The organism is Kribbella sp. NPDC051718, assembly GCF_040681515.1.
Lineage (GTDB): Bacteria > Actinomycetota > Actinomycetes > Propionibacteriales > Kribbellaceae > Kribbella.
The window spans coordinates 17941-44408 of sequence record NZ_JBFAYZ010000020.1 but is presented as its reverse complement, the minus strand read 5'-3'; the positions used below and the strand labels follow the sequence as shown (position 1 = coordinate 44408).

General features: G+C 68.4%; 27 protein-coding genes. 5 read left to right on the top strand and 22 right to left on the bottom strand.

What is annotated here, in order from left to right; translation table 11 throughout:
- Positions 1-89: 89 nt before the first annotated feature.
- The 5 genes from AB0M15_RS40910 to AB0M15_RS40890 are packed head-to-tail and all read right to left on the bottom strand — an operon-like array spanning position 90 to position 6965.
- A complete protein-coding gene (locus AB0M15_RS40910) occupies positions 90-683 on the bottom strand; it encodes an acyltransferase (RefSeq protein ID WP_363832479.1) in 594 nt (197 codons plus the stop codon).
- Between the two features lie 20 nt (positions 684-703).
- Entirely contained in the window at positions 704-4141 is a 3438-nt protein-coding gene (locus AB0M15_RS40905; RefSeq protein ID WP_363832476.1) for an error-prone DNA polymerase, read from the bottom strand.
- A 57-nt stretch (positions 4142-4198) separates the two neighbouring features.
- Entirely contained in the window at positions 4199-5038 is an 840-nt protein-coding gene (locus tag AB0M15_RS40900; RefSeq protein WP_363832472.1) for an SMP-30/gluconolactonase/LRE family protein, read from the bottom strand.
- Positions 5039-5085: 47 nt separating this feature from the next.
- On the bottom strand, positions 5086-5922 hold the full coding sequence (locus AB0M15_RS40895; RefSeq protein WP_363832466.1) for an LLM class flavin-dependent oxidoreductase: 837 nt from the start codon (positions 5920-5922) through the stop codon (positions 5086-5088).
- 17 nt (positions 5923-5939) lie between these two features.
- Positions 5940-6965, bottom strand: coding sequence for an aldo/keto reductase (locus AB0M15_RS40890; protein WP_363832463.1), 1026 nt, complete (start codon positions 6963-6965; stop codon positions 5940-5942).
- Between the two features lie 97 nt (positions 6966-7062).
- Between AB0M15_RS40890 and AB0M15_RS40885 the strand changes: the two genes are divergently transcribed.
- The gene (locus AB0M15_RS40885) at positions 7063-7653 is read left to right on the top strand and encodes a TetR/AcrR family transcriptional regulator (RefSeq protein WP_363832460.1); all 591 of its coding nucleotides are present in this window, start codon (positions 7063-7065) and stop codon (positions 7651-7653) included.
- A 218-nt stretch (positions 7654-7871) separates the two neighbouring features.
- On the opposite strand, the gene AB0M15_RS40880 is transcribed toward AB0M15_RS40885, so the two are convergent.
- Positions 7872-9452, bottom strand: coding sequence for a DNA polymerase Y family protein (locus tag AB0M15_RS40880; protein ID WP_363832458.1), 1581 nt, complete (start codon positions 9450-9452; stop codon positions 7872-7874).
- Positions 9452-10264, bottom strand: a complete 813-nt coding sequence (locus AB0M15_RS40875) for a hypothetical protein (protein ID WP_363832455.1) — start codon at positions 10262-10264, stop codon at positions 9452-9454. The genes AB0M15_RS40880 and AB0M15_RS40875 overlap by 1 nt, the downstream gene beginning before the upstream one ends.
- 61 nt (positions 10265-10325) lie before the next feature.
- Here AB0M15_RS40875 and AB0M15_RS40870 point away from each other — a divergent pair, with 61 nt between their 5' ends.
- Positions 10326-10787 (top strand): PPOX class F420-dependent oxidoreductase, encoded by a 462-nt coding sequence (locus AB0M15_RS40870; protein WP_363832453.1) that lies wholly within the window; start codon positions 10326-10328, stop codon positions 10785-10787.
- 6 nt (positions 10788-10793) lie between these two features.
- Here the strand turns inward: AB0M15_RS40870 and AB0M15_RS40865 are convergent, their stop codons facing one another.
- From AB0M15_RS40865 to AB0M15_RS40805, 13 genes are all read right to left on the bottom strand, one after another.
- A complete protein-coding gene (locus tag AB0M15_RS40865; RefSeq protein WP_363832450.1) occupies positions 10794-11486 on the bottom strand; it encodes a GntR family transcriptional regulator in 693 nt (230 codons plus the stop codon).
- Positions 11487-11553: 67 nt separating this feature from the next.
- Positions 11554-12516, bottom strand: a complete 963-nt coding sequence (locus AB0M15_RS40860) for a zinc-binding alcohol dehydrogenase family protein (RefSeq protein ID WP_363832446.1) — start codon at positions 12514-12516, stop codon at positions 11554-11556.
- A gap of 79 nt (positions 12517-12595) precedes the next feature.
- Positions 12596-13504, bottom strand: coding sequence for an amidohydrolase family protein (locus AB0M15_RS40855; RefSeq protein ID WP_363832443.1), 909 nt, complete (start codon positions 13502-13504; stop codon positions 12596-12598).
- Between the two features lies 1 nt (position 13505).
- Positions 13506-13898, bottom strand: coding sequence for a cupin domain-containing protein (locus AB0M15_RS40850; RefSeq protein WP_363832440.1), 393 nt, complete (start codon positions 13896-13898; stop codon positions 13506-13508).
- A complete protein-coding gene (locus tag AB0M15_RS40845) occupies positions 13898-15478 on the bottom strand; it encodes an FAD-dependent monooxygenase (protein WP_363832438.1) in 1581 nt (526 codons plus the stop codon). Before AB0M15_RS40845 ends, AB0M15_RS40850 begins: the two co-directional genes overlap by 1 nt.
- A 2-nt stretch (positions 15479-15480) precedes the next feature.
- Positions 15481-16212, bottom strand: a complete 732-nt coding sequence (locus AB0M15_RS40840) for an SDR family NAD(P)-dependent oxidoreductase (protein WP_363832436.1) — start codon at positions 16210-16212, stop codon at positions 15481-15483.
- Positions 16209-16916, bottom strand: a complete 708-nt coding sequence (locus AB0M15_RS40835) for a GntR family transcriptional regulator (RefSeq protein ID WP_363832433.1) — start codon at positions 16914-16916, stop codon at positions 16209-16211. Before AB0M15_RS40835 ends, AB0M15_RS40840 begins: the two co-directional genes overlap by 4 nt.
- Positions 16913-17803, bottom strand: a complete 891-nt coding sequence (locus AB0M15_RS40830; RefSeq protein WP_363832430.1) for a fumarylacetoacetate hydrolase family protein — start codon at positions 17801-17803, stop codon at positions 16913-16915. The genes AB0M15_RS40835 and AB0M15_RS40830 overlap by 4 nt, the downstream gene beginning before the upstream one ends.
- 57 nt (positions 17804-17860) lie before the next feature.
- A complete protein-coding gene (locus AB0M15_RS40825) occupies positions 17861-18256 on the bottom strand; it encodes a RidA family protein (protein WP_363832428.1) in 396 nt (131 codons plus the stop codon).
- Entirely contained in the window at positions 18256-19344 is a 1089-nt protein-coding gene (locus AB0M15_RS40820; RefSeq protein ID WP_363832425.1) for an Ldh family oxidoreductase, read from the bottom strand. Before AB0M15_RS40820 ends, AB0M15_RS40825 begins: the two co-directional genes overlap by 1 nt.
- A complete protein-coding gene (locus AB0M15_RS40815) occupies positions 19341-20120 on the bottom strand; it encodes an ABC transporter permease (RefSeq protein ID WP_363832421.1) in 780 nt (259 codons plus the stop codon). The genes AB0M15_RS40820 and AB0M15_RS40815 overlap by 4 nt, the downstream gene beginning before the upstream one ends.
- Positions 20117-20914 (bottom strand): ABC transporter ATP-binding protein, encoded by a 798-nt coding sequence (locus AB0M15_RS40810; RefSeq protein ID WP_363832418.1) that lies wholly within the window; start codon positions 20912-20914, stop codon positions 20117-20119. The genes AB0M15_RS40815 and AB0M15_RS40810 overlap by 4 nt, the downstream gene beginning before the upstream one ends.
- A gap of 1 nt (position 20915) precedes the next feature.
- Positions 20916-21965 carry an ABC transporter substrate-binding protein gene (locus tag AB0M15_RS40805; protein WP_363832415.1) on the bottom strand — a complete coding sequence of 350 codons (1050 nt, stop codon included), beginning with the start codon at positions 21963-21965 and terminating at the stop codon, positions 20916-20918.
- Positions 21966-22360: 395 nt separating this feature from the next.
- Between AB0M15_RS40805 and AB0M15_RS40800 the strand changes: the two genes are divergently transcribed.
- Together AB0M15_RS40800 and AB0M15_RS40795 are read left to right on the top strand one after the other, a co-directional pair.
- The gene (locus AB0M15_RS40800) at positions 22361-23620 is read left to right on the top strand and encodes a histidine kinase (RefSeq protein ID WP_363832412.1); all 1260 of its coding nucleotides are present in this window, start codon (positions 22361-22363) and stop codon (positions 23618-23620) included.
- Between the two features lie 3 nt (positions 23621-23623).
- On the top strand, positions 23624-24274 hold the full coding sequence (locus AB0M15_RS40795) for a response regulator transcription factor (RefSeq protein WP_363832409.1): 651 nt from the start codon (positions 23624-23626) through the stop codon (positions 24272-24274).
- Here AB0M15_RS40795 and AB0M15_RS40790 read toward each other — a convergent pair whose 3' ends face one another.
- Complete coding sequence (locus tag AB0M15_RS40790) at positions 24275-24802, bottom strand: MarR family transcriptional regulator (RefSeq protein ID WP_363832405.1); 528 nt, start codon at positions 24800-24802, stop codon at positions 24275-24277.
- Between the two features lie 124 nt (positions 24803-24926).
- Between AB0M15_RS40790 and AB0M15_RS40785 the strand changes: the two genes are divergently transcribed.
- On the top strand, positions 24927-25589 hold the full coding sequence (locus AB0M15_RS40785; RefSeq protein WP_363832402.1) for an NAD(P)H-dependent oxidoreductase: 663 nt from the start codon (positions 24927-24929) through the stop codon (positions 25587-25589).
- A gap of 46 nt (positions 25590-25635) precedes the next feature.
- Here AB0M15_RS40785 and AB0M15_RS40780 read toward each other — a convergent pair whose 3' ends face one another.
- Entirely contained in the window at positions 25636-26466 is an 831-nt protein-coding gene (locus AB0M15_RS40780) for a putative RNA methyltransferase (RefSeq protein ID WP_363832399.1), read from the bottom strand.
- Positions 26467-26468 lie beyond the last annotated feature (2 nt).

Below are 26468 nucleotides of genomic sequence, written 5' to 3'. Positions count from 1 at the left end.
GAGCAGAAGGAGTCGCAAAGCGCTCCAGCATCCCGACCCGCCAACACCAAGTCTACGAACCCTCCGGCAGCTTGACATCCCTTAGGAACTCAGTCGGAGCCGTACTTGATCGTGCGCAGCACCTTGGCCGGAACCCCCGCTGCGATCGAGTAGGCCGGGATGTCCTCCGTGACGACGCTGTTGGCGCCGATGACGCAGCGGTCGCCGATCGTCACCCCACTGGTGACGACCACGTTCGCGCCGAGCCAGACGTTGTCGCCGATTCGAGTCGGCCCCTTGGAATCGAACCCCTGCCAAGGCACCGGCCGGTCGGGATCATCGAACCGATGATTGGCGTCCGTCACGAAACACCCGTTGGCCAGCATGCAATGCGACCCGATCTCGACCAACTCATGCGCGGCCACCATCACCGCGATGTTGAGAAACGTCCCCTCCCCGATCCGCACCCGTCCCTGCTCGCCCATCGTGATCCACACATTGGGCTCGAACATCGTGTGCGCCCCCACCTCGAGCCGCCCATCCCTGAACGCCTCCAGCACCTCCCCGTGCAACGGCCACCGCGCGAACGCCCCACGACGCATCAGCTCCCAGTGAATCCGCGCCCGATTCCACGGCAACGAATTCCGCTGGTACCACCACCACTTCTGCCCCCAGAGCTTCGCCTGCGCGGCAAGGTCGTCCACAACCTCAGGTTAGTGGGTGGTCAGCGGAAGTCTCGGGAGGTGGTTTTGGCGGCTAGGGGGAGGCGTTCCAGTTTGTCGGCTACCAGGTTGGTGACGCCTTGGGAGCGTTCGAGGCGGCCGCGGATGATCATGGCGCTGGATTCGCGGGCGATCCGGCGGTAGCGGTTCCAGACGCCGTTCGAGCAGACGATGTTGATCATGCCGGTCTCGTCTTCCAGGTTGAGGAAGGTGACGCCGGCGGCGGTGGCTGGGCGTTGACGGTGGGTGACCACGCCGCCGACGTAGACGCGGCTGCCGTCCTCGGCGGTGGAGAGCTGGTTCGCGCGGAGGATGCCGCGCTCGTCGAGAGCGGCGCGGACGTGCCGGATCGGGTGGTCGTCGGGTGAGATGCCGGTGGCCCACAGGTCGGCCATCGTCGTCTCGACCCCGGTCATCCCGGGCAGCATCGGCGGTGGACCGGAGCTGCTCACGCCGGACAGATGCCCGGGCCGCTCCTCGGCGGCACGTCCCGCATTCCACAATGCCTGCCGCCGCGACAGCCCGAACGAGTCGAACGCCCCCGCCGTCGCCAGCGCCTCCAGCTGTACTGCGGTGAGCCCGGTCCGCCGAACAAGGTCCGCCATGTCGGCGTACGGCCCGTTCTTCTCGCGTTCCTCCACGATCACGGTCGCCGACGGCTCCCCGACCGACTTCACCCCGGCCAGCCCGAGCCGCACCACGAGCCGGCCGTCGCGCCGGTGCAGGTCCGAGTCGAACGGCACCTTCGGATCGAACTCCCCGATCGGCGGCTGCTCCTTCAACAGACACGAATCATTGCCGGCAGCAACAACCTCGTCAGCGGCGGAGGACTCGAGGGTGGCGTGGACGCCGGAGGTGAACAGGTCGGGGCGGAGCACCTCGACGCCGTGGCGACGCGCGTCGGCGACCAGCGACTGCGGCGAGTAGAACCCCATCGGCTGGGCCCGGAGCAGCGCGGCGAGGAAGGCGGCCGGGTAGTGCAACCGCAACCACGTGCTGGCGTAGACGAGCAGCGCGAAGCTGATCGAGTGGGACTCGGCGAACCCGAAGTTCGCGAAGGCCTCGATCTTCTCGTAGATCTCGTCCGCGGTGTCGCCGGTGATGCCGTTCGCCGCCATCCCGTCGTACAGCTTGGTCTTCAGTGACGAGATCTTCTCCACGCCGCGTTTGGAGCCCATCGCGCGGCGGAGCAGGTCGGCGTCCTCACCGCTGCAGCCGCCGACCGTCATCGCGATCTGCATCAACTGCTCCTGGAACAGCGGCACGCCCAAGGTGCGTTTCAGCACCGGCTCCAGCGCGGGATGAAGGTAGGTGACCGGCTCCTCCTGCATCTTGCGCCGGATGAACGGATGCACCGCGCCACCCTGGATCGGGCCGGGCCGGATCAGCGCCACCTCGATCGCCAGGTCGTAGAAGCTGCGCGGCCGCAACCGGGGCAGCGTGCTCATCTGCGCGCGGCTCTCCACCTGGAACACCCCGACCGAGTCCGCCTTGCAGAGCTGGTCGTAGACGCCCCGCTCCTCCTTCGGGATCGTGTCCAGATTCCAGTCCTCGCCGAGGTGCCGGCGGACCAGGTCCATCGCGTACTGCAGTGCCGCCAGCATGCCGAGCCCGAGCAGGTCGAACTTCACCAGCCCCATCCAGGCGCAGTCGTCCTTGTCCCACTGCAGCACGGTCCGGTTCTCCATCCGGGCGTGCTCGACCGGCACCACGTGCCCGACCGGGATGTCGGTCAGCACCATGCCACCGGAGTGGATGCCGAGGTGCCGCGGGAACTTCAGCAGGTCCTCGGCCAGCGCCACCACCGGCGGCGGGATGTCGTGATCGACGCTGCTCCGCACCGCACCCCAGGCGTCCACCTGCTTGGACCACGCATCCTGCTGCCCGGTGCTGAACCCGAGCGCCTTGGCCATGTCCCGGACCGCGAGCTTCGGCCGGTAGGTGATCACGTTCGCCACCTGGGCCGCGTTGCGCCGGCCGTACTTGCGGTAGACGTACTGGATCACTTCCTCGCGCCGGTCGGAGTCGAAGTCCACATCGATGTCGGGCTCCTCGTCCCGGGCGGCGGACAGGAACCGCTCGAAGGGCAGGTCGTACTGCACCGGGTCGACCGCGGTGATCTCGAGCGCGTAGCAGACCACCGAGTTCGCCGCCGATCCCCGGCCCTGGCAGAGGATCCCCTTCCGCTTGGCGAACATCACGATGTCGCGCACGATCAGGAAGTACCCCGGGAACTTGAGCGACTCGATCACCGTCAGTTCGCGCTCGACCCGGGCGGTCGCCTCGTCCCGCAACCAGGGTTTGTCCGCGTAGCGCTTCTTCACCCCGTCCCGGCAGAGCTTCTTCAGCCACTCCATCTCGTCGTACCCCTGAGGCACCTCCTGACGGGGCAGGCTCGGCTTGGCCGCCCGCAGGCTGAACTCCAGCTGGCTGGCCAGCTCGACAGTACGAGCGACGGCCCCGTCGTACCGATGGAAGCGGGCGAGCATCTCCTCCCCCGAGCGCAGGTGGGCCGTGCCGGCGGGTGGCAGCCAGCCGTCCATCGCGTCGAGGCTGCGCCGGGCCCGGACGGCGGCGACCGCGGCGGCGAGCTTGTGCCGTCGCGGCTGAGCGTAGTGCACGTTGTTGGTGGCGATCACCGGCAGCCCCGCTTCGGCCGCAAGCCGGGCCAGTACTGCGTTACGCGTGCTGTCCGTCGGCAGCTGATGGTCGATCAGCTCGACCACCACCCGATCCTTGCCGAACAACGCGGTCAACCGATCGAGCTCGCGGGCCGCCGCAGCGGGTCCGTCGGCCTGGCCACCCAGCTCGAGCGCCCGGCGGACCAGGCCCTTGCGGCAACCGGTAGGGATCAGCCAGTGGTCCTCACCGATCGCCGCAAGCTCCTCCAGGTCGTAGACGGGACGACCCTTCTCCTGGCCGCGCAACTGCGCCTCGGTGATCGCGCCGGCCAGCCGGTGGTACCCCTCCTGGCGCTCGGCCAGCACCAGCAGGTGACTGCCCTCCGGATCGGCCATCCCGTTCTGCGGTTTGGTCAATTCGAGGGACAGCTCGGCGCCGAACACGGTCTGGAGGTCGTCATACTCCTCCGCCGCCTCGGCCATCCGGACCACGCCGTAAAACCCGTCGTGGTCGGTCAGGGCGAGCGCGTTCAGCCCGAGCCGGACCGACTCCTCGACCAGTTGCTCCGGCGACGAGGCGCCGTCGAGAAAGCTGTAGTACGAGTGGCAGTGCAGCTCGGCATACGGCACCACCGGCCCCTCCGGGCGGCGTGGTTTGTCCGCCGGATCCGGATCGTACGGCGGCCGGTGCCGCGACCAGGCCGGCCCGTCTCCCCCGTCGGCGTCCAGCAGCTCGTCCGCGGGTGCGGGCGGCCGCGACCGGCCTGACAACTTCCGCTCCAACTCCGACCACGGAATCGGCGGGTTGTCCCACCCCATCAGAGAACTCCGCTACCTGACGTCATACTCCGATGTTCGAACACTTGTTCGAAAGAGTCAAATCACCCCGGGCACCGAGACCTCGAACGCGAGAACCTCACCCGTACGAGGCCCGCCGGTCAGCCGCCCGAGGTTGTCCCCGATGCTGTCATCCGGGCGCCACTCGGCCGTCATGACGAACAGCGTCCGCCCGTCCGGACCTCCAAGCGCCAGCGCAAATGGAGCCCGCTCCGAAGACAGTTCGATCCGCTCCAGCACCTCACCACCCTCGGCGACCCGTACGACCGACGACCCACCGGTCGAGACCCAGATCGCCCCCTCCGCGTCGAGGCAGATGCCGTCCGGCCCGAGCCCTTCGGCGAAGACCCGCCGGTTCGACAGTCCCCCGTCCGGCTCGATGTCGAACGCGGTGAGCCGCCCCGCGAACGACTCCGAGATGACGAGCGTCCGACCGTCCGGACTGATGACCATGCCGTTCGGGAACTGGATGTCACCCGCGACCTCACGCAGTCGGCCGTCCGGAGTGACGAGCTTGATGAAGCCGGGCTTGAACGCCTCCCCACCGGCGAAGTCGAAGTCCGCACCGTTGAGATAGACGTTGCCCCGCCCGTCCACCACGATCTCGTTAGCCTTCTGATCGGCCAGCACGACCACCGACCCGTCCAGCTCATGTCGCCGGAGCTTGTCGCCCGTCGTCAGCAACCTCCCGTCGGGCAGCCAGCCGATCGACCATCCCATCAACTGCTCGACCGGTACGGCGAAGTACTCCGCCTTGCCGTCCGAATCGACGGCCACCACCTGCTGGTCGATCAAGTTGCAGAACCACAACCGATCGTCATGCCACCGCGGCGACTCGGGAATCCCCAACCCACTCAGCAAGACCTTCGGTCCAGACATCACGCCACCTCGTCCACTCGGCTTTCCTCTACACGAGTGGCGGACGCTCAGATCGACATGAGTTCCTCGGCGACCCACTTGGCGACACCGACGGGATAGGGGGCCGGAAGGCTGAGAACGACGTGCTGGAAGCCGATGGCGATGGCCTTGGCGATCACCCCGCGGGTGCCGGCGGGATCGGCATAGGAGACCGGCACATGGATCGACCGCCTGATCGCCGACGGATCGCGGCCGATCTCGGCGCAGTACTTGTCCAGTAGCGCGCTGCGACTGACCGCGTCATCCAGATCCTCGCCGGTGTGATTCCAGATGTCCGCGTGCTCCGCGACCACCCGCAACGTCGCCAGCGAGCGTCCCCCGATCAGGATCGGCGGGTGTGGCCGCTGGACCGGCTTCGGATTGCTGAAGGCGCCGACCAGGCGATGCCGGCCACCCTCGAAATCGAACGGCTCGACCGAGGTCCACAGCCGCCGGATGATCGTGCACGCTTCCCCCAGACTCTCCACCGCCTCAGCAGCATCGAGGTAAGGCAACCCATGCGCGTCATACTCACGCCGAGCCACCGGAAGACTGGGCCGCGACCCAGCACCGATCCCGAAGTCGAGCCGTCCGCCTGACACGATGTCCACCGTCGTGGCGATCTTCGCCAGCATCGCGGGCGGCCGGAACCGATTGCTCGTCACCAGCAACCCAAGCCGCAGTCGTCGAGTCTGAGCCGCGAGCGCCGACAGCAGCGTCCAGCCCTCGAAGATCGGTCCACCCGGATCGCCGCCGATCGGCATCAGGTGATCGAACAGCCACGCGTGCTCGATCGCCGGAATCGCGTCGGCCTCCCGCCAGACCCGCAGCAGGTCGTCGTACGAGACCTGCTGCGGGGCGGTCATGATCCCAAAACTGGTGGTCATGCGAATCGACGCCGCAGCGACGGGTCGAGCAGCGAGGGTGGGGCGTCGAACTTCTCGTCCGGGGCAAGGTCGGTGCCAGGGGCAACGATCTCGTCGATGGCGTCGAGCACGTCCGCGGACAGTACGGTGTCGGCGGCCGCGATCTGTGACTGCAGGTGCTCCACCGTTCGAGGACCGATCAGCGCGCTGGTGACAGCCGGATGGGCGGTCACGAACCCGAGCGCAAGCTGGATCATCGTCAGTCCGGCCGCATCGGCAACCTTCGCCAACCGCTCTACCGCATCGAGCCGGGCCTGGTTGGACGGAATGCTCAAATCGAACCGAGCCGGTACGACGGTCGCCCGACTCGTAGTGATCTCCTGGCCGGCACGGACCGCACCCGACAGCCACCCCGACGCCAGCGGGCTCCACGCCAGTACGCCGAGTCCGTACTGCTCGGTCACCGGCAGCACGTGCGTCTCGATCCCCCGCTGCAGGATCGAGTAGCTCGGCTGCTCGGTGACATAGCGGCTCAGGTGGTTCGCCCGAGCGGCCCACTCCGCCTGCACGATCCGGTACGCCGGGAAGGTGGAACTGCCGAAGTACCGGATCTTCCCGGCGCGTTGCAGGTCGGTCAGCGCCGACAGGGTCTCCTCATCGCTGGTCGTCGGATCCCAGCGGTGGATCTGGTAGAGATCGACGTGGTCGACCCCGAGACGGCGAAGGCTGTTGTCTAGCTCGGTGACCAGCCAGCGGCGTGAGCTGCCGCGATGATTGCGTTCGTCCCCCATCGGCATGGTCGCCTTGGTGGCCAGGACCAGGTCGTCGCGCCGGCCGGCGATCGCCTTGCCGACCATCTCCTCCGACTCGCCCTGGCCGTACATGTCGGCCGTGTCGATCAGGTTGATCCCGGCCTCCAGAGCCGCGTCGACGATGGCGGTCGCCTCGTCGGAGGTGGTGCGGCCGATCTGGCCGAAGTTCATCGCGCCGAGCGCGAGCGTGCTGACCTGTACTCCGGTACGGCCCAAGGTGCGGTAGTGCATGGCAGTCCCTTCTGGCATCATTCAAAGAGGAAGCGGAACGAGGTTCCGATAACCAACATACGGAACGTTGTTCCGCTTATCAAGTGGGAGTGGCTCAGTGGCTGACCTCGGGGACGGTTCGAAGTCGCCCGCGCCGCGGAAGCGGGCCGACGCCCGGCGCAACGAGAAGACGTTGCTGGACGCGGCCGCGGCGGCCTTCGTCACGTCCGGCGTCGACGTGCCCGTGCGCGACATCGCAGCCAAGGCCGGCGTTGGCGTCGGGACGATCTACCGGCACTTCCCGACCCGGGCCGACCTGATCGTCGCCGTCTACCAGCACCAGGTCGAGGCGTGCGTCCAGGCCGGCCCTGCACTCCTGGCAAGTTCCAGTACGCCGTACGCTTCGCTGGCCGCCTGGATCGACCTCTTCGTCGACTTCCTGGTCACCAAGCACGGACTCGCGAAGGCGATGCAGTCCGGCGACTCCGCCTACCAGTCACTGCACGGCAGCTTCATCGATCGGCTCGTCCCCGTGTGCGGACAGCTGCTGGAGGCGGCCGGGGCAGCCGGCGAGATCCGCCCGGGCATCGGCGGCTTCGAGCTGATGTTTGCCGTTGGCAACCTCTGCAGTGGAGCCGACTACGGGGACGCGCGCTACGACGCCCGCCGAATGGTCGGCCTCCTCGTCGCCGGCCTCCGCGCCGACTAGTCCACAGCTAGTCCGCCTGCGAGGCAGCCGCCAGCAGGTGGCGTCTGGCGCACAGCAGATGATGCTGGGCAGCCAGGTGTTGTCGCTGACGATCGGCGGCGAGCAGATGTCTCCGCGCGCACCACAGGTGACGCTGGAACGGCACCCGCTGCCGATTGCCGTGCACTCTGCGCCGGCCGCAGAACGATTCCCGTTTGCCGGAGCATCGGCAGCACTGGTCAGTCATAGCTGGCTTCTGTCCACCATTGGTTGTTCCGTACTGCGAAGAGCCAGGCGCGCCCGTCAGCGCCCACCAACTGGAAGCGGGCCAGCCGGTTCTCGCCGTCGGAGTCCCACCAGCGCTCATCCACCGGCCAGGGCCCGGCCCACGCGGTGACCGGATGGAGTTTGTTGCTATCAGCAACCTGTGGGGCGGGCTCGAAGCGGAAGGCGGCCGGGGCGCCGGACAGGACGCCGCGGGCGCTCACCGAGACCTGTCGCCCATCCGCCGAGAACACGAGGGCCGGCTTCGGTTTCGGGTAGATCGAGCTGGGCGCCGGCGTCGGCCAGCGGCTCCCCGTGCCGGTGATCGCGCCCGGCCAGGGGTGCTCCGGTGGATTGGCGGGCACCGGTCGATCACCCCAAGGAATCAAGGTCTGCCGCTCCAGGAACCCCCGGCCACCACCGACCACCACCGAGACGACTCCGCCGTGGCCGAGCATGCTCTGCACCCGGGACAGCGCCCGGTGGATCCGCTCGTCGGGACCACCTCCCCAGAGGCCGTCGACGTGAGCGCCGACCGGGTCGACCTGCTCCGGGATCAACCGGATCCGCACCACCGCCGAAGTCAGCTCACTGGTCGCCGTCCCGCTGCCCTGCAGTTGCCAGCGGACCCGGTCGACCAGGTCGGCGGGGCTGAACCAGCGGGGATGCAGCCACTCCCGCTCGTGCACCCGGCCCGACTCGGTCCCGACCTCGACCCGCAAGGTGGTGCAGACCAGGCCGAGCTTGGTCAGCCTCTCGATCAGCTCGTCGGCGACCGCGCGCACCGCGAACGCCACCTGGTCCACCCGATCCACCGGCGGTTCGAAGTCGAGTTTGCGGGTCAGCTCGAGCGGCACCTGCCGGGCGACCACCGGACGGTCGTCGTCGCCGCGGGCCAGCCGGTGCGCGAACGCGCCGTCCGGCCCGAACCTGGTCAGCACCTCGGTGGCGGGCAGCCGCGCGAAGGCGCCGAGCGACCGGAGCCCGAGCCGCCGCAGCAGGTCGGTGAGCGCCGGCCGCTCGAGGGTGTCGACCGTGAGCGGGGCGAGGAACTCCGCCGACCCGCCCTCCGGAATCACCAGCACCCGCGTCTGCGCCGAACTCCCCCGCGCTGCCTGCTCGGCAGCGAATGCCCCATCAGCGATCCCGACCCGCCCACCCGGTACGTCGAACGTCTCGAGCCGGTCGAGCAGCTTCTCCGCGGCCGCCGGCTCACTCCCGTAGAACCGGCTCGGCCCACGCGCCTTCAACGCGCACATCCCCGGCCGGATCACCTGGATGCCCGGGGTGAGCGCCTCCAGGCAGCCGATCACCGGATCGAAGGCACGGGCGTCGATCACCGGGTCGTACTTCAGCACCACCAGCTCCGGGCAGCGCGACTGCGCATCCCGGGCTCGCAACCCGCGTCGCACCCCCTCGGCCCGAGCCGCTGCAGAACTAGCGAGCACCCGCCCCTTCGCGAGCACCGCGACCGCCGTCTCCGGCGAACACCCAGCAGCCGAAGCAGCCGCCGTCACCGGCCAGTCCGGCACCCACACCACCATCGTCCGGGTCATCAGCCCACCGCCTCCCAACGAGCCGGGTCTTCGAGCGGGCGCGCCGACTCGATCCGGCGAATGCTGCCGTCGGGGGCAGGGAGCCAGAGCTGGTGTTGCTGAGGGCGGACAGCGGCACCCCGGCCAGTGACCGCGACGGTCGCCTGACGGCCGGTCAGGTAGCCCTCGCCTTCGCCGAGACCGGTCCACGTATTGCCCTGGACCTCCAAGCGGGCTTCGCTGCCCGGCCAGGAGCCGACCGCGATGAGCATCGCCCCGCGGGTGCGCAGCCGGGCCGACAGCCGGGAGGCCTCCCCCGGGGTCACCTCTCCCGGCGGACGGACCACGACCACGGTCAGGGCGTCGACCAGCGCCGCCACCACGCTCAGCCAGTCGCGCTCCGGGTCGGGGACCAGTACCAGCCGCTCGAGGTCGACCCCGAGCCCACGGGCCGCCTCCGCGCCGAACGACGGCATCCCGACCACTCCACACCAGGCGCCCTCGGCGGACGGCCCGGCCATCATGGCCATCACGAGCGCCGTCGACCCGCGCACCGAGTACACCGAGCCACCTCGTAGCACCGCGCCGGGCAAAAGGTCGGCGACGGCTGGCAGAGTAGGCAGCGCCCGGTCGACGGTGGCCGTGTCCAGCGCCTGCTGGACCCGAGTCTCGGTCGTCCGCGGCGCCAGCACGGTCGGAGCCGGCGCCACCGCCTCCTCCGACACCTGAAGGAGCCGGGCAGCCTTCTGCTCCTTCGCCCGGGCCAGCAGCGTGCGTGCCTGATCCAGCGCGGTCACCCGCGCAGGCAGCTCAGTAGCAGAAGTCCCCGTCACACCCCCATGTTCGAACACCTGTTCGACTCCTGTCAATTGCAGGAAGTGAGAGGGTAGGGGTATGCCGAGATCGATTGCTACCAATACTCAGGTGGACACCGACGCGCTGCTGGAGTTCGTCCGGCCGCGTCATCACATGCTGCTGATCACCCGCCGCGCGGACGGTACGCCGCAGGCCTCGCCGGTGTCGGGTGGGGTGGACGCGGAGGGGCGGATCGTCATCTCGTCGTACCCGGGGCGGGCCAAGAGCAACAACGTGAAGCGGGACGCGCAGACAAGCGTGCTGGTGCTGTCCGACGACTGGGACGGCCCCTGGGTGCAGATCGACGGCACTGGCGAGGTGATCGACCTACCGGACGCAGTGGAGCCCCTGGTCGACTACTACCGCTCCATCTCCGGCGAGCACCCCGACTGGGAGGAGTACCGCGAGGCGATGCGCAAGCAGGGCAAGTGCCTCATCCGCGTCACCCCCGAGCGCTGGGGCCCGGTAGCCACCGGAGGCTTCCCCGCCCACCTGGCCTAAAGCGTCTCAGTCTTTGTTGTAGCGCCGAGCCATCGTCTCGGTGATGCGCTGCATGGCGCCTTCGAGGTGTTCCCGCAGTGCCGCCTCGGCACCGGGCTCGTCGTGCGCCAGGCAGGCGTCCAGGATCGCCTGGTGCTCCCGCCGGGTCTGCTCGATCCGTGCCTTCGTCTGCCGCGAGCCGAACCGGTACCGCTCGCTGTTCTGCCACACGGGCTCGATCGCCCGGGGCAACCAGCGCGACCCACCGGCCCGGTAGATCGCGAAGTGGAACTCCGTATGCGCCTGCCGCGAAGCGATGATGTCGCCCACCTTGGACAGCCGCACGTGCTCGGCCAGTGCTGCCCGGGCGATCGCCGCATCCGCTTCGCTGAAGCGCGTCGCCGCGGCCCGGACAGCGAGCGTCTCCAGCGAGATCCGGGTCTCGTGGGTGTCGCGCAGGTCCTCCATCGACAGCTCCCGGACCCAGGCGCCCTTGTGCGGAACGATCTCGACCAGCCCGAGCGCCTGCATCCGGCGCAACCCCTCGCGGATCGGCATCTGGCTCATGTCGAGTCGCTTGGCCAGCTCCTCCAGCCGCAGCGCGGTACCGCTCGGGAGCTCACCGGACAGGATCAGCTCGTGCAGCTCCGCGGCTGCTTCCTCAGCGAGTGTGCGCCGGCCGCTCGGTCCCCCGGGCGTGAGCTCGAGTCGTCGGGTCATCTGGTGTGGGCTGCCTCTCTCCATCACTGCACGCGCATCTGGGAGGTAACCGTAGCTGAACTGTTCATCAGAAGCGCCCAAGATCGAGCAGTACGCGCCTGTCCGCCGGCCCGCTGGCCAGGAGATCCAGGGCATCCTCCGCCAGTGGCCCGGCCACGATCTCGAGTTGCGGCCGCACCTGCGAGGGCGCGATGTCGGTCAGCACCTGGGTGACGGTGCCGGGCTCGATCGTCGTCCGCTGCATGTTCACCGGCAGCACCCGCAGGTCCCGGCCGATCAACTGATGCAGGTCGAGAGTGGCGAACTCCCCTGCCGTGTACCCGAGTGCCACGAGCCGTCCGCCCGGGGTGATGTGGCTCATCACCCCACTGGTGACCGGGCCGCCGACAGTGTCGATCGCGGCGTTGCACCAGGGCAGTTCACGGCCGACCTGGCCCAGCTCGTCGACTCGCACGATCTGGTCGACCAGCCCGTTGAGGTGCTCCACCGATTCGTCGCTGCGCGCCAGGCCGATCACCTTCATCGCCCCGGCCGCCCGGGCCACGGCGGCACACAGCCGGCCGACCAGCCCAGTGATCCCGGTGACGACGACAGTCTCGTTCTCCACGATCTGAGCAACCCGCCGTACTGCCGTGTGCGCGGTCAACGCAGCACCCAGCATCGACACAGCTGCAGCCGGGTCCAACCCACTCGGCAACAGATGCACCGATGCATCCGGTACTACGGCCAGCTGCCCCCACGTGCCCGGCCGGGCGACGCCAACTCCCCCACCACGGATCACTACCGGAGTACCGGCCGCATAGACGGCAGAGCTGACTACCACCCCGGCACCCTCGGACCCCGGTACGAATGGCGGCTCCTGTTGCTGGGCCAGCTTGCCCGCGAGCACTGTCCGGTCGAGCTGGGTGACAGACGCGTACTGCATCTCCACCAGCGTCTCGCCCTCCCCGGCGATCAGCTCCACCTCTTCTACCTTCAGCTGCTGGCCGGGGCCGTAGCAGCGCAGCACGTAAGCCTTCCGTGCATTCATGCCGCCACCCCACTCGTCCGCATAATCGCCACCTGGATTTGATATCTGATCACATCTCGGTCCTGCCGAAAAGGCCTTCTCACGCTGAAACGGCCCCCTTCTTCAACGGCCGGGTGAGCTGCTCGCACACCGTTGATCGAGCTGCCGCCCGGCCTCTGTCCACCTGATCGCCCATCGGGAACGGCCAGTCACTACCGGCCAGCACCCGCTCGGCCCCGAAGGTCGCCCCCAGCAACGCCCGTACTGCGTCGTCGTGCACCAGGTCGTCCACATAGAACCGCTGCAGCGCCTCGGCCACCGGCAGCGAGAGTGGTTCGATCCCTGGTCGTTCCGTGTCGATCCCGCGCTGCCACCGGCCGGCCAGAGCCGCCGTGACACCGCCCCCGTGGCACAGGCAGAACCTGATGCCGGGGTAACGACCGACGACATCCCCGAACACCAGTTCAGCCGCGGCAAGCCCTGTTTCATAAGGGTTCCCCAGCAGGTTCGACAGGTAGTACCTGCCGAGCCGCTCGTCGTGGCTGTGGCTCGGGTGAATCAAGGTGAAGGCCTCCAGCGAGTGGAGCACCTCCCAGACCGGGTCCAGCCCGGCGTAGCCCGGAGTACCGATGGCGAAGCCGCTGAAGACGCCTTCACTCGCCAACTCGGCCGCCACCGCTCCAGCACCAGCATCCGACAGGGGCAGCTGCCCAAGGACGCGCAACCGCGGCGTGGCCAGCTCGCGCAGCCCCTGGTTGACCAGTGCCGCCCACTCGACGCCCTGGTCGTAGCGGAAGAGCGCAGGCGGTACGGAGACGACAGCACCGTCCAGGTCCTGCTCGTCGATCCAATGCAGCAGTGCTGCGGGATCAGCCAGTCGCTTCAACGGCAGCCGCTCGCCGTCGACCAACAGGAAGCCGTCCTCGATCCCCAGCCCAAAGGCACGCTGACCAGCCGCCGACAGCACAGTCGGCGGTATCAGGTGGGTGTGGACGTCCCAGCCGGTCATGTCAGCGCGCGTCCTCGTCGTTGTCGTAGAAGGCCGGCCGCACCGGGTAGTGCGGCCCGTCGTACACCTCGAGCAGGACAGAGGTCTCCTCGGCCATCGTCGGCCCGTGTACTACGCCCTTCGGGTTCCAGTAGAAGCTGCCCTTGGTCAGAGTCGTCCCCGTCGGCAGGTACACGTACCGGCCGGACAGGCAGAACATGAACTGGTTCGAAGCGTGCTGATGCGCCTCCGGAATCCCGGACCCCTGCTCGAAACGCACCAGCGCGATCGAGGCCTCCGAAACCGGATCCCGCCAGAGCATCTTGTGCGACAACCCGGCCAGCGACTTCTCGACCCACTCCAGGTCGTCCGTCTGCAGCAGCACTTCGCTCAACTGCTCGTCGAAGGAACTCATCAGAGACCCTCCCGCGGCACAGGCCGACCAGTGATCCCGGTGTAGAGCTCCTCGGCCACACCGTCGCCCATCGGAGCCACTGCAGCGATATGCCCGTCCGGCCGCACCAGCACGACCGTCTCAGCCGGTACGCCGTACCGGCTGGTGGCGATGCTGCCCGGGTCGAACAGCGAGCGGTCCCGGAGCCCGGAGTCCAGCGGCGCATCCCACCGCGACACCGCATAGTGCTTCAACGCCGGGGAGTCGTTCAAAGGCACAGCAGGTCGACGCCGTACGTCGGTGAAGTACAGCGCGACGAAAGACTCGCGACACAACCCGTGGATCGTCTGACGCCCAGCAGGACCCTGCAGCGCCAGGTCAGGCGCTCTGTCGCCGGCGCGGACCGCAGGCGGCTCAGCACTGGTCATCACCATCGACCAATCACCTTCCCCAGCCACATCCAGCCGTACGCCGAGCAGCGTGCGGGTGTAGGCCGTCGCCCAGTCACTCCCGGCCGCGGTCACCGCACCCCGCTGGTGGGACATGTACTTGCGAGCCGCCTCGGCCATCTCGCCCGACCCATTGATGGCAACCGGCCGCTGCTCCTGCTCATAGCCGTCCAGCAACTCCGGCGAAGCCCAGCCCCGTAGTACCCAGGCAAGCCGCCAGGGCAGATTGGACGCGTCCAGTGCTCCGGTGTTGAGCCCCAGTGCCCACATCGGCGTGATCAGATGGGCCGCGTCGCCCATCAGGAACACCTTGCGCTCCGCGGACCAGTGGTCGGCCACCCGGTGGTGCACGTTGTAGACGACCGAGCCGAGCAGCTCGATCCGGTCCACCTCACCAATGAACTGCTTGACCTTGACCAGCATGTCCTCTTCACCAGGCTTCTCGGCGCCGGAAGCGAGCGGGAAGAGGAAGCGCCAGCAGTTGGGCTGCCGGATCAGCACCATCCACTCGGACCGGTCCGAGAAGTAGGCGAGGTAGGGGTAGTCGCGGGCGTTGGAGACGTCCAGGTCGACCACGACGTCGATCAGCATGTACCGCTCGGGCAGGGTTTCCCCCGTCACCGTCGCGCCCAGCGCGTCACGCACCTTGCTCCGGCCGCCGTCACACGCGAGCAGATGCGACGCCTCGATCTGCCGCACTCCGTCAGGGGTATCGACCGTCAGCACCACCCGGTCGTCGAGCACCTCGAAGGAGTCGAGCCGATGCTGCTTCAGGACCGTGCCGCCGGTCAGAGCGGCCTCCAGGATCGGCTCCATCGTCTGCTGCGGCAGGTTGATCACGAACGGGAACTGGGTGTCGTTGACCAACTCGGCCAGCTGCACCGAGGCCCGCGGCGTGTTGGTCGCCCGGTCGATGTCGCCGATCTCGTCGATCCGCAGCGCGGCGGCGAGGATGCCCTCGACAGCGCCGTACCGGTCCCAGATCTCCAGCGTCCGGGTCAGCGTCGTACCGGCCTTGGTGTCCGAGGAGAGCACCGCGTCCTCCTCGAGCAGCACGAACGGCACGCCGTAGTGAGCCAGGCCGAGGGCCGTCGTCAGGCCGATCGGCCCGGCGCCGACGACGGCGATAGGCAGCTGCTGGTCAGCGGACACTCTCAGCTCTCCTTGAAGGTCTCTAGCCGGGCGAAGACCCGCTCACGGGTCAGCTGCGAGCCGGTCATCGCGGCCGCGTCGGACAACAGGAACAGCAACGGGCCGACCACATCCTCCGGATCGCCGATCCCAGTCGTGTCACGCCAGTGCTCCAAGTCGGCACCGATGTTGGCAGAGCGGAACTGCTCGGTGTCGATCACCCCCGGCGCGATCACGTTCACCCGGACCCGGTGCTCGGCCACCTCGGCCGCCAGGGTCCGGGCGAAGGCGCCCAGAGCCGCCTTGCTCGACGCGTACGCCGCTGCGCCCGGGAACCCGGTCGCCGCCATCCCCGACGTGAAGACGACCACAGAGCCGCTGCGCGCCGAGACCATGTGCGGTACGACCGCCTGGCAGACCCAGACGACCCCGTCCAGGTTCACCTGCAACGTCCGCGTCCACTCCTCCGCCGCGGTGTCCACCACAGCAGCACGCGGCTGCACAGCGGCCCCGGCGACCAGCCCGTCGATCCGCCCGTGCCGCTCGATCACTCCGTCCACAGCTTTGAGCACAGCGGCCCGATCAGACACGTCCACGAGCACGTACTCGACACCAGACGCAGCACCCGCAACCAAGTCGAAGACAACGGCAGTACCGCCGCAACCAACCACTGCGGCAGCCAGTGCGGCTCCGATGCCGTGTGCTCCACCCGTGATGACCACGACCTCGCCGGTCGCGTCGAAGCTCACCTTCATGACGTCCCCTCGCGCTGTGAATGCTTGGAGGTCATCGTCTCGGTGATCCGCTGTACCGCGCCAGCGAGGTGGTTGCGTAGGGCCTGCTCGGCAGCGTCGGCATCACGGGCGACACAAGCATCCAGGATCGCCTGGTGCTCCTGCCGGTTCCGCTCGATCTGGAACGCCGTCTGCCGACTCCCGAACCGGTAGCGCTCACTGTTCTGCCACACCGGCTCGATGGCCCGTGCAAGCCACTGCGAACCACCGGCCCGGTACAGAGCGAAGTGGAAGTCTGCATGGGCCTGCCGAGCGCCGATCGAGTCTTCGGACCGCGAGAGCAGCAGTAGCTCAGCGAGAGCCACCCGAGCCTTCTCGGCGTCTTCCTCGCCGAAGTGCTCAGCAGCAGCCCGTACTGCGAGACTCTCCAGCGCGAGCCTGGTCTCGTGGGTGTCGTGCAGGTCCTCCAGCGACAGCTCCCGGACCCAGGCGCCCTTGTGCGGGATGATGTCGACCAGGCCGAGCGCCTCCAGCCGGCGAAGGCCTTCCCGGACAGGCATCTGGCTCATGTCCAGCCGGGTGGCCAGCTCGACCAGGCGGAGCGGAGTACCGCTAGGGAGCTCGCCGGACAGGATGAGCTGGTGTAGCTCGGCTGCGGCCGTCTCTGCCAACGTACGGCGACCACCACGGCCGCCACCGGGCAGTAGCTCCAACCGGCTGCTCATGCGAGCTCCCGGTAGACCAGTGTGTTGCGCAGCTCGCCGATCTTGTCCGCGCGGGTCACCACCTCGTCGCCCTCGGCCAGGAACACCTGTGGCTCGCGGGCGTTGCCGATACCGGCGGGAGTGCCCGTCAGCAGCAGGTCGCCGGGGCGCAACGTCATCCCGAACGACAGCTCGCTGACCAGCGTCGCCACGTCGTAGGCCATCTGCTTGGTCGAGGCGTCCTGCATGACCTCGCCGTTCAGCAGGCACTGCAGGTGTACGTCCTGCGGGTCGCCGAACTCGTCGGCGGTGACGATCCACGGCCCGAGCGGCATGGTCTGGTCGATGCTCTTGCCCTTGAGCCACTGGCCGCCGTGCTGACGCTGCAGATCACGCTGCGACACGTCGTTGGCCAGCATGTAGCCCCACACATGGTCGAGCGCGTCGGCGACCGGGATACTCCGTCCGGCCTTGCCGATCACCAGTGCCAGCTCGGCCTCGTAGTCCCACTTGGCGGAGATCGCCGGGTCGTACGCGATCTCGTCGTACGGGCCGATCACCACGTCCGGGCCCTTGGTGAAGAAGGTCGGGTGCTCGGGCCGGTCGACGTCCTGGCCGTCGCGCTTGCCCTTGCTCTCCTCGAAGTGGTCCCAGTAGTTCCAGCCGGTGCACAGCACGTCACGGCGGAACCGCCGCAACGGCGCGCGCAACGACACAGATGCCAGGGGCAACCTTTCGCCCGTGGCCAGCTCGTTGCGCGCGGCAACCACTCCGGCCGGACCGGCCTCGATCACCGAGACCAGGTCCGGAGCCTGCAGGAGGACTACGTCCTCCTCGCCGTCCAGACTGTTGTCATCTAACACGGCGGGCCACTCACGCCCCGCGTGTTCGATCGTCACGAACCGCATCTCAGGTCCACTCGACGCCGCGCACTGAAATCACCCCTCCCCGGCTGCGTGTGCCTTTCATGGGATCACCGCAATGGCGGAGATCTCGATCAGGTAGTCAGGGTGGGCCAGCTTGCTGACCTCGACCATCGTCGAGGCGGGCAGCGGCTCCTGGAAGTACTGCGCGCGGATCTCGTGGATCCTCGCGAAGTCCTCCATGTTGCGGACGTACACGTCCACCCGGCAGACGTCGTCCAGCGTGCCGCCGGCCTCGACGACCGCGGCGCGCACGTTCTCGCAGACCTGCCGGGTCTGTTCCCGGACGTCGCCGACGCCGACGATCGTGCCGTCCGGCGTTCGCGCGGTCATCCCGGAGACGAACACCAGCCGGCCGGTCGCCTCGATCGTGGTCGCCTGCGAGAACACCCCGTTCGGGCTCCGCAGCTGCGCGCTGGTCAGTTGTGTCTTCGCCATCAGCTCAGCACCCCTCCCGTCGGGATGACGGCGCCGACCGCACGCGCGGCCTGCAGCAAGCCGTCCAGTCCCGACCTCTCGATCAGTACGCCGTTGCGCCGCTGCTTCGCGGCGCGATCGGCCTCGATCTCCCCCGGCAGGAAAAGCCGGTCCACCCCGGGAGCCGTCGCACTACCGCGCACCTTCGCCGCCAGCGCCGACGACCGCTGCCGGAAGCCATCGATTCCACCCAGCAACTCCGGGTCGATGGCGAGGAACAGATGCGCGCAGTCGTTGGGCCGATCCGGCTCGCGATACAGCGGCCGCACCTGGTCACCCCAACCGCCACCGCTCAGTACTCCGGTCAGCACGTCGATCATCAACGCCAGCCCGAACCCCTTGTGCCCGGCAGCAGGCAGCAACATCCCCAGTACTGCCTCCTCGGCGTCCGTCGTCGGTACGCCGGACTGGTCCGTGGCCCAACTGTCCGGAATCGGCCGCCCTGCCGAAGCAGCCAGCCGGATCTTGCCCAGAGCAACGGCCGACAACGCCATGTCCAGCACGATCTCCGGGCCGGCCACGGTCGGTACAGCGATCGCCAGCGGATTGTTCCCGACGATCCGCTCGGCCCCACCAGGCGCCGGCATCAGCGGCGTCGTGTTGGACATCGCGATGCCCAGGCAACCCGCCTGCGCAGCCTGCATCGCCCAGCGGCTGGCCGCGCCGAAGTGGTGCGCGTTGCGGACCGAGACCAGCCCGATCCCGTACCGGCCGGCCCGCTCGATCGCGTGACCCATCGCCTGCGGGCTGGACAGTTGCCCCATCCCGCCGCGCGCGTCCGCGACCAGGGCCGCGCCGGCGTCGTGCAGGATGTCGAGCTCGTGTTCCCGGGTGACTCCCCCGGCGTTCAGGCGTTCGACGTACATCGGGACGAGCATCACGCCGTGCGAGCTGACGCCGCGCAGGTCCGCCTCGACCAGCGCGACGGCGATCCGGGTCGCGTCGGTCGGCTCGAAGCCGACGGCGGTGAAGACGGCAGAGACGGTCGCCTCCAGCCACGCGGGCCGGACGAGTACCCGGCGATCGGCGTCTGAGGCCTGGGTGGTCACCTGGTCTCCCGTGCCCACGGGAGCAGCAGGTGTTCCAGCAGGACCAGTGCGTAGAACAAGATGATGGCCAGGATGCTGAGCAGCGTCATCGCGGCAAAGGCCAGCGCGGTGTCGGCATTGGCACCGGAGCTGGTGATCACGTAGCCCAGACCGGAGGTCGCACCGACGAACTCGGCGATCACCGACCCGATCACGGCCAGCGAGATCGCGACCTTCAGCCCGGTGAAGATCTGCGGCAGCGCGTACCGCAGCCGCAGCTTGAAGAACTCCTGCGACTTGCTGGCGTTCAGCGACTTCAGCAGCTCCACCAGGTCGGCCGGCGTGGACTTCATCCCGGTGGCGGTCGAGATCACGATCGGGAAGAAGCAGACCAGCAGTACCAGCAGCACCTTCGGCCACTGCCCGAATCCGAACCAGACGACCAGCAGCGGCGCGATGGCGATCTTCGGGATCGCGTTGACGGCCAGCAGCAGCGGGTAAAGAAGCCGCTCGACCACTACCGACCGGACGATCAGCAGCGCGACCGGTACGCCGACCACGATCGACAGCACGAAGCCCTCGACCGTCTCCACCAGCGAGGTCCAGGTGTGACCGAGCAGGTAGCCAGGCTGGTCCAGGAAGGCGCTCACCACCTCGCCCGGGTTCGGCAGCAGGTACGAGTCGACCGAGAAGACGATGGTGGCGACCCACCACAGGGCCAGCGCGAGGATCAGCCCGACGACGGGCAGCAGGACTGCGGCGGTACGGGAGTGGGTGAGCCAGGAGCGGTTCGTCATCGCCGTGCCTCGGGCAGGTCGACGGGGCGCTCCTGCTCGGACAGCAGGCTGTGCAGGTGCGCGCTGATCTCGGCCACCTCGGTCAGGTGCGCGTTGTGCCCCAGCGTGCGGGGGCGCGGGATCTTGATCTCGACGATCTCGCGCAACCGGCCCGGCCGGGGCGTCAGCACGACCACCCGGTCGGCCAGCACGACGGCTTCCTCGATCGAGTGGGTGACGAAGACGATGGTGGTGGCCAGCTCCATCTGGATCCGCTGCAGCTCCGCCGACAGCTCGGTCCGGGTCAGCGCGTCGAGCGCCGAGAACGGCTCGTCCATCAGCATCACCTTGGGGCTGCGGATCAGCGACCGGCACAACGAGACCCGCTGCTGCATGCCGCCGGACAGCTCGTGCGGGAGCCGGTTCTCGAAACCGTTCAGCCCGACCAGTTCGAGCAACTCGTGTGCGCGATCCCGGTACTGCGCCTTGCTGCGCTCGGAGTCGCCGCCGGAGATCTCCACCGGCAGCATCACGTTCGACACGACCGACCGCCACGGCAGCAGGGCCGGTCGCTGGAACATGAAGGAGACGTCCCGGCGCGGTCCGGTGACGGCCTCGCCGGCCACCTCGACCCCGCCGGACGTCGGCGGCAGCAGTCCGGCGATCAGCCGGAGCAGGGTGGACTTGCCACACCCGGACCGGCCGATCACCGTGACGAACTCGTTCTCCTGGACGTGCAGGTCGATCTCCTCGAGCGCGCGGACCTCTCCGCCGCGGCCGTCGAAGACCTGCCCCACACCGTCCAGCCGGATCATGTCAGCCCTTGGGAGTCAGATCGGTGTCGACCACGTCGGCCGGCTTGATGGACCCCTTCGGGATGACGTCGTACTTCTCCAGGTCGGCGATGACGCGCTCGACCCGGTCGGTCTCGACCCCGCCGGCCACCCCGGTGTAGCCGTCCGGCTTCACGTAGGGCTTCATCAACTTGAGTTCCTGGGTGGCAACCTCTTCGTTGGTGTCCGGAACGTACTTCTTCAGGACCTTCGCCGCCGCGGCCGGGTCGGCCAGCGCGTCGTCCATGCCCTTGAGCAGCGCAGCGGTGAACTTCTGCACCTGGGCCGGGTGGTCCTTGACCAGGTCGTCACGGGCGATGATCGCGTTCCCGTACAGGTCCTTCACCTTGTCGCCGTACGGCAGTACGACGGCCTTGCGGTGCTTCTCCTTGTCGGCCGCCTCGACCAGCGGGACGCCGACCACGAACTGGCCGATGCCGTCGCCCTTGTTGGCGGCGAGCAGACCGGCCAGCGCCGGCGGCGGGGACGGTACGAACTCGACCTTGTCCTTGTCCACGCCGGCCTGCTGCGCGTACAGCGGGAAGGTCACCTGGTTGGTCGAACCGGGCTGGTCGAGGATCCGGGTCTTCTCGCCGTTGGCCTTCATCAGCGACTTCGGGTCGCGGTCCTTGATCTGACCGCCCTCGAGGCCGACGATCGCCGCCATCGAGCGCTGCTGGATCATCCCGACCGTGGTGACCGGAAGCTTCTGCTTGGCCAGCGTGATCATCACCGCGGTGAAGTCGCCGATGCCGTAGTCGGCCTGACCGCCGGCCACGATCTTCATCACGTCGACGGTGCCCTTGCCCGGCGTGATCGTCACGTCGAAGCCGGCATCCTTGAAGTAGCCCTTCTCCAGGGCGACATAGGCATAGGCCTCGCGGCCAAAGGTGCCGAAAGAGGTCAGGTAGCTGACCTTCTCCAGTTTCGCTTCCCCGTTCGTGCCGGTCTTGCTGTCGTCGTTGCACGCGCTCATCCCGGTGGCCAGTGCAAGCACTGCGACCAGGGCGACGGCCGAACGTCTGAACCTCATGCTGGACTTCTCCTCTCCGATATTTGATCAAACATCAAATATGGAAGGGTGGTCAATCGGCCCTCGGGGACTTCACAGTGTCTTTACGTGTGCTGTCCGACACTGTCCGGATCCCCTCAGAATCCGACTGCCGCCCGTCCAGGAGCCGATTCCCCATGCCGCTCCGTCACCGGACCGACACCCCGCCCCGACCACAGACCGTACCGGTCCGGACAGCAGATCGCGACGTCGATCGAGCCCCAACCGGGTCGCTCCAGGACAAATTTGTGTAAACCCGGCCGGACTGTGACGTCGATCATGCAAACGCTCTCGGGCACCGGGAACCGAGCCGGGCCTGCGAACGTATCCCCCGGCGGAGGGAGGTGGGCGGACCGGCGGGCTGGGAGGATGGCGGGGTGGCGAACGTGCTGGTCCGGGGGTCGACCTATCTGCGATGGGTCTACCTGCTGCTCGGTGCCGCCTTGGTGCTCGCCTTCATCCTGGTCGACAGCGGCCTGGCCTCCCTGCTCGACGAACTGCACCTGCCGAAGGTGTTGTCGGCGATCCTCGTCGTCCTGATCGCGGTCGCCCCGCCGCTGGTGCTGGGCACGTTGCCCGCCGTCCGCGAGGTGGAGGGCATCGCGGTCGAGTCACTGCTCGGTGTCCGCTTCGAGGAGCGGCCGCTCGGCCCGTCCCGGACCTGGCCGCAGCGCCGCCGGACGACGACCTGGTTCTGTCTGCACCTGGCCGCCGGCGGTTTCGTCGGCGTGCTCTCCACAGTCGTCTTCGGACTCGGCGCCGTCCTGATCGCGGCTCCCTTCCGCTCCCCCGGCCGGCGCCAGCTGATCCCCGGCGTGGACTACCGGACCACCGGCGGATGGATCGACCTCTGGATGCCGTTGGCAACGATCGCGGCGGTGATCGGGCTGATCCTGTTGTCCGCCGGGATCGGCGCCCTGCTCGCGTACGCCGCACCGCGGCTGCTCGGGCCGACGCCTGCCGAGCGGATCGAGTTGCTCGAGCGCCGGACAGCGACCCTTGCCGAGCGCAACCGATTGGCCCGCGAGCTGCACGACAGCGTCGGCCATGCACTCAGCCTGGTGACCATCCAGGCGGCCGCGGCACGTCGGGTGCTGGCGACCGATCCAGCCTTCGCCGAGACCGCGCTGGCCGCGATGGAGACGTCTGCCCGGGCGGCGCTCGCCGATCTCGATCACGTTCTCGGGCTGCTGCGCGACGATCGCCGGCCAGGTTCGGCGACAGCTCCGCAGGCGACGCTCGGCAGCAACCTCACCCGGCTGGTCGAGGCGACTCGGGCGGGCGGGATCACGGTCGGCGTACGGCGTACCGGGGATCTCGAGCAGTTGCCCGCGGCCGTGTCGCGGGAGGCGTACCGGATCGTGCAGGAAGGGCTCACCAACGCGATCCGGCACGCCGGGCGTCCGGCGGGCGAGGTGAGCGTCGATCTGCTGATCAATCTGGACAAGTCAGGGCTGCTGCTGGAGCTGACCAACCCGGTGGCCGCTGGTGCCGCTGACAACTCCGGCGGTGGCCGGGGACTGGCCGGTATCCGTGAAAGGGTCGCCGTACTACGCGGCACCGTGGAGGCCGGCCTGGTCGCGGATCGCTGGCGGCTCGCGGTGACCCTGCCCGTCGCCGTCACAACGAAGGGGTAACTGGTGGAGATCTCTGTGGTCGTCGTGGACGACGAGCCGCTGATCCGGAGCGGGTTGCGCGCCATCATCGACGCGGAGGCAGATCTGCGCGTCGTCGGTGAGGCGGGTGATGGCGCCGAGGTGCTGTCGGTGGTCCGGCGTACCCAGCCTGACGTCGTCCTGATGGACGTCCGGATGCCCGCCGTCGACGGCATCCAGGCGACCCGGCTGCTGCTGGACGGCGTCGATCCGGCGCCGCGGGTGCTGGTCGTGACGACCTTCGAGAACGACGACTACGTGTACGACGCGCTGCGGGCCGGCGCGTCCGGGTTCCTGCTCAAGCGCACTCCCCCGGACGACATCATCGCCGCGATCCGCACGGTCGCGGGCAGCGAGTCGCTGCTGTTCCCCGAGGCGATCCGGGCGCTGGCACTCGCGCATGTGACCGAGCAGCAGTCGACCGGGCTGGAGGAGTTCCAGCTGACGGAGCGCGAGCAGGAGGTACTGCGCCTGATGGCGCGCGGGCTGTCGAACGCGGAGATCGCCGGTGAGCTCATCCTCGGCGTGCAGACGATCAAGACGCACGTCGCCAACCTGCTGTCCAAGCTGGGCGCCCGCGACCGGACGCAGGCCGTCATCCAGGCGTACGAGTCGGGCTTCGTCCCGCTGCGCTAGTTATGTGTCGGCGGGTTCGACGGTCTCGGCGGCCAGCGTGCAGGCGTTGTGCAGCGGGTCGATCTCGTTGGCCTGGACCGCGATCCGCTGGAGCAGCATCCGGAAGACCATCCGCTCGCCGTCGTCGAGGCTGCCCATGACGAGGTCCTCGCGCTCCTGGAGCCGGCGCTCGAGATCGCAGAGCACTTCCTTGCCCCGCTCGGTCGGCGCGATCAGCCGGGCCCGGCGATCGGTCGGATCCGCCTGCCGCTGCACCAGGCCGGCCTTCTCCAGGTCGTCCAGGAGGTAAGTCATCACCGTGCGGTCGACATCGAGGTGGGCCGCCAGATCGAGCTGGCGCTTCGGCTCTTCCCTGATAGTCGTGGCGAGCACCTGATAGCCGCGCGGACCGCCCGGGATGTCGGTCAGCGCGTCCGCGGCGGCCTTCGCGTACCGCCGGAAAACGACACCCAGCGCCCAGCCGAGGTCTTCCTCGACCGGAGTCCCGCGGACTCCCCGGGTATCCACCTCGGGCGACGAACTGCTCATGTCACCCATCCTACGTGGTCTATGCCACCAGGAATACGATCTGACTTGAATATGTTCTGTAGAGCAGACTATCTTGAAGGCAGCTCACATTGAGCAGCCCCCAGCAGGTTTCGAAAGGAACGACATGACCACCCTCCTTCGCGTCGACGCCAGCATCCGGGTCGACGGATCCGTCAGCCGAGCGCTGGCCGACAGCGCCGAGGCCGCCTGGCGCGCGGAGCACCCGGACGGCGTCGTGGTCCGGCGAGACCTCGGTCAGCACCCCATCCCCGCCAACGTCTGGCCGGCTGTGATCAGCGCCAAGATGGGCTTCGACGCGGCCCCGGACGCCGACCGCGCGGACTCCACCGAGGCACTGGCGCTGGCCGATGACCTGCTCGCCGAGATCAAGAACGCCGACGCGGTACTGCTCGCGGTACCGCTCTACAACTATGGAATCTCCCAGCACGTGAAGACCTGGATCGACGTCCTGGTCTCCGAGCACGAACTGGCGGCCAGCGACGGCCCGCTCCGGGGCAAGCCGGTCATCTTCACCCTGGCCCGTGGCGGCGGCTACGGCCCCGGCACCCCGCGCGACGGCTGGGACCACGCGACGCCGTACCTGGAGCGCATCTTCGGCGACGTCTTCGGGATGAACATCCGCAAGGCCGTCGCAGAGCTCACCCTGGCGTCGGTCACCCCGGCGATGGCCGAGCTGATCCCGGCCTCGAAGATCGCCGAGGAAGAGGCGCACGTCACCGCCAAGGAGCACGCCTCCGCTGTCGCCAAGGAACTCGCGGCCGCCTAGTACGCAAGCTGTCTGTCTCCAATGCCGTGCTCGAGCCGGCACTAGGTCAGACGGTTCTCCAGGTCGACAGAGTGACCGACAGCGTCACCTCGACCGGATCACCCAGTACTGCGATCCGCTCCGCCAACTCGGCCTTCTCCGTATGCCGCGCACTCGGCGTCATCGCCACCAGCCGCCCGACCGCCTTGTGGTCCAGCCGCATCGCGACCTCCACGACCTCACTGCTGGTCCGCTTGAACGCGCCTGCCAGCGACTCACTGAGCCGCCGCTCCTTCTCGGCGTCGACCCGAACCATCCCCAGCACCTCGATCAACTCCTTGAGATGCTCTTGATTCGGCGTAACCACCAGCAGCGCCCCACCCGGCGCCAGCACCCGCGCCATCTCGTTGGCATTCCGAGGCGCGAACACGTTCACCACAACCTGCGCAGCGCCGTCCCGCACGGGCAACTCGCGCCACGCATCACAAACCACGGATCCGATCCGCTCTGGATCCACCTTCGCCGCGCGCCTGGCGGCGTACCGGGAGACATCCAACGCAATCCCCGACCGCTGGGCCCCTGCCACAACCACGCCCGCGAGGTAATAGCCGGTGCCGGCGCCGACCTCGACAATCAGCCCGTCGCCCTCCCCCGCGGCGGCAACCAAGGCATCGCGAACCGGCGCATAGAAGCCATCGGCAAGAAACCTCTCCCGAGCCTCGACCATCTCGGCTGAATCGCCGTCGATCCCGCTGGACGCCGAGGGCAACAAATTGAGATAGCCCTGCTTGGCCAGGTCGAAGGCGTGCCTTTGCGGACAGCTCGCCGTGCGCCCACTCAGCGCCAGGCCGTCACCACAGACCGGACATCGCAACACGGACACCAACTCGGCACGCACAC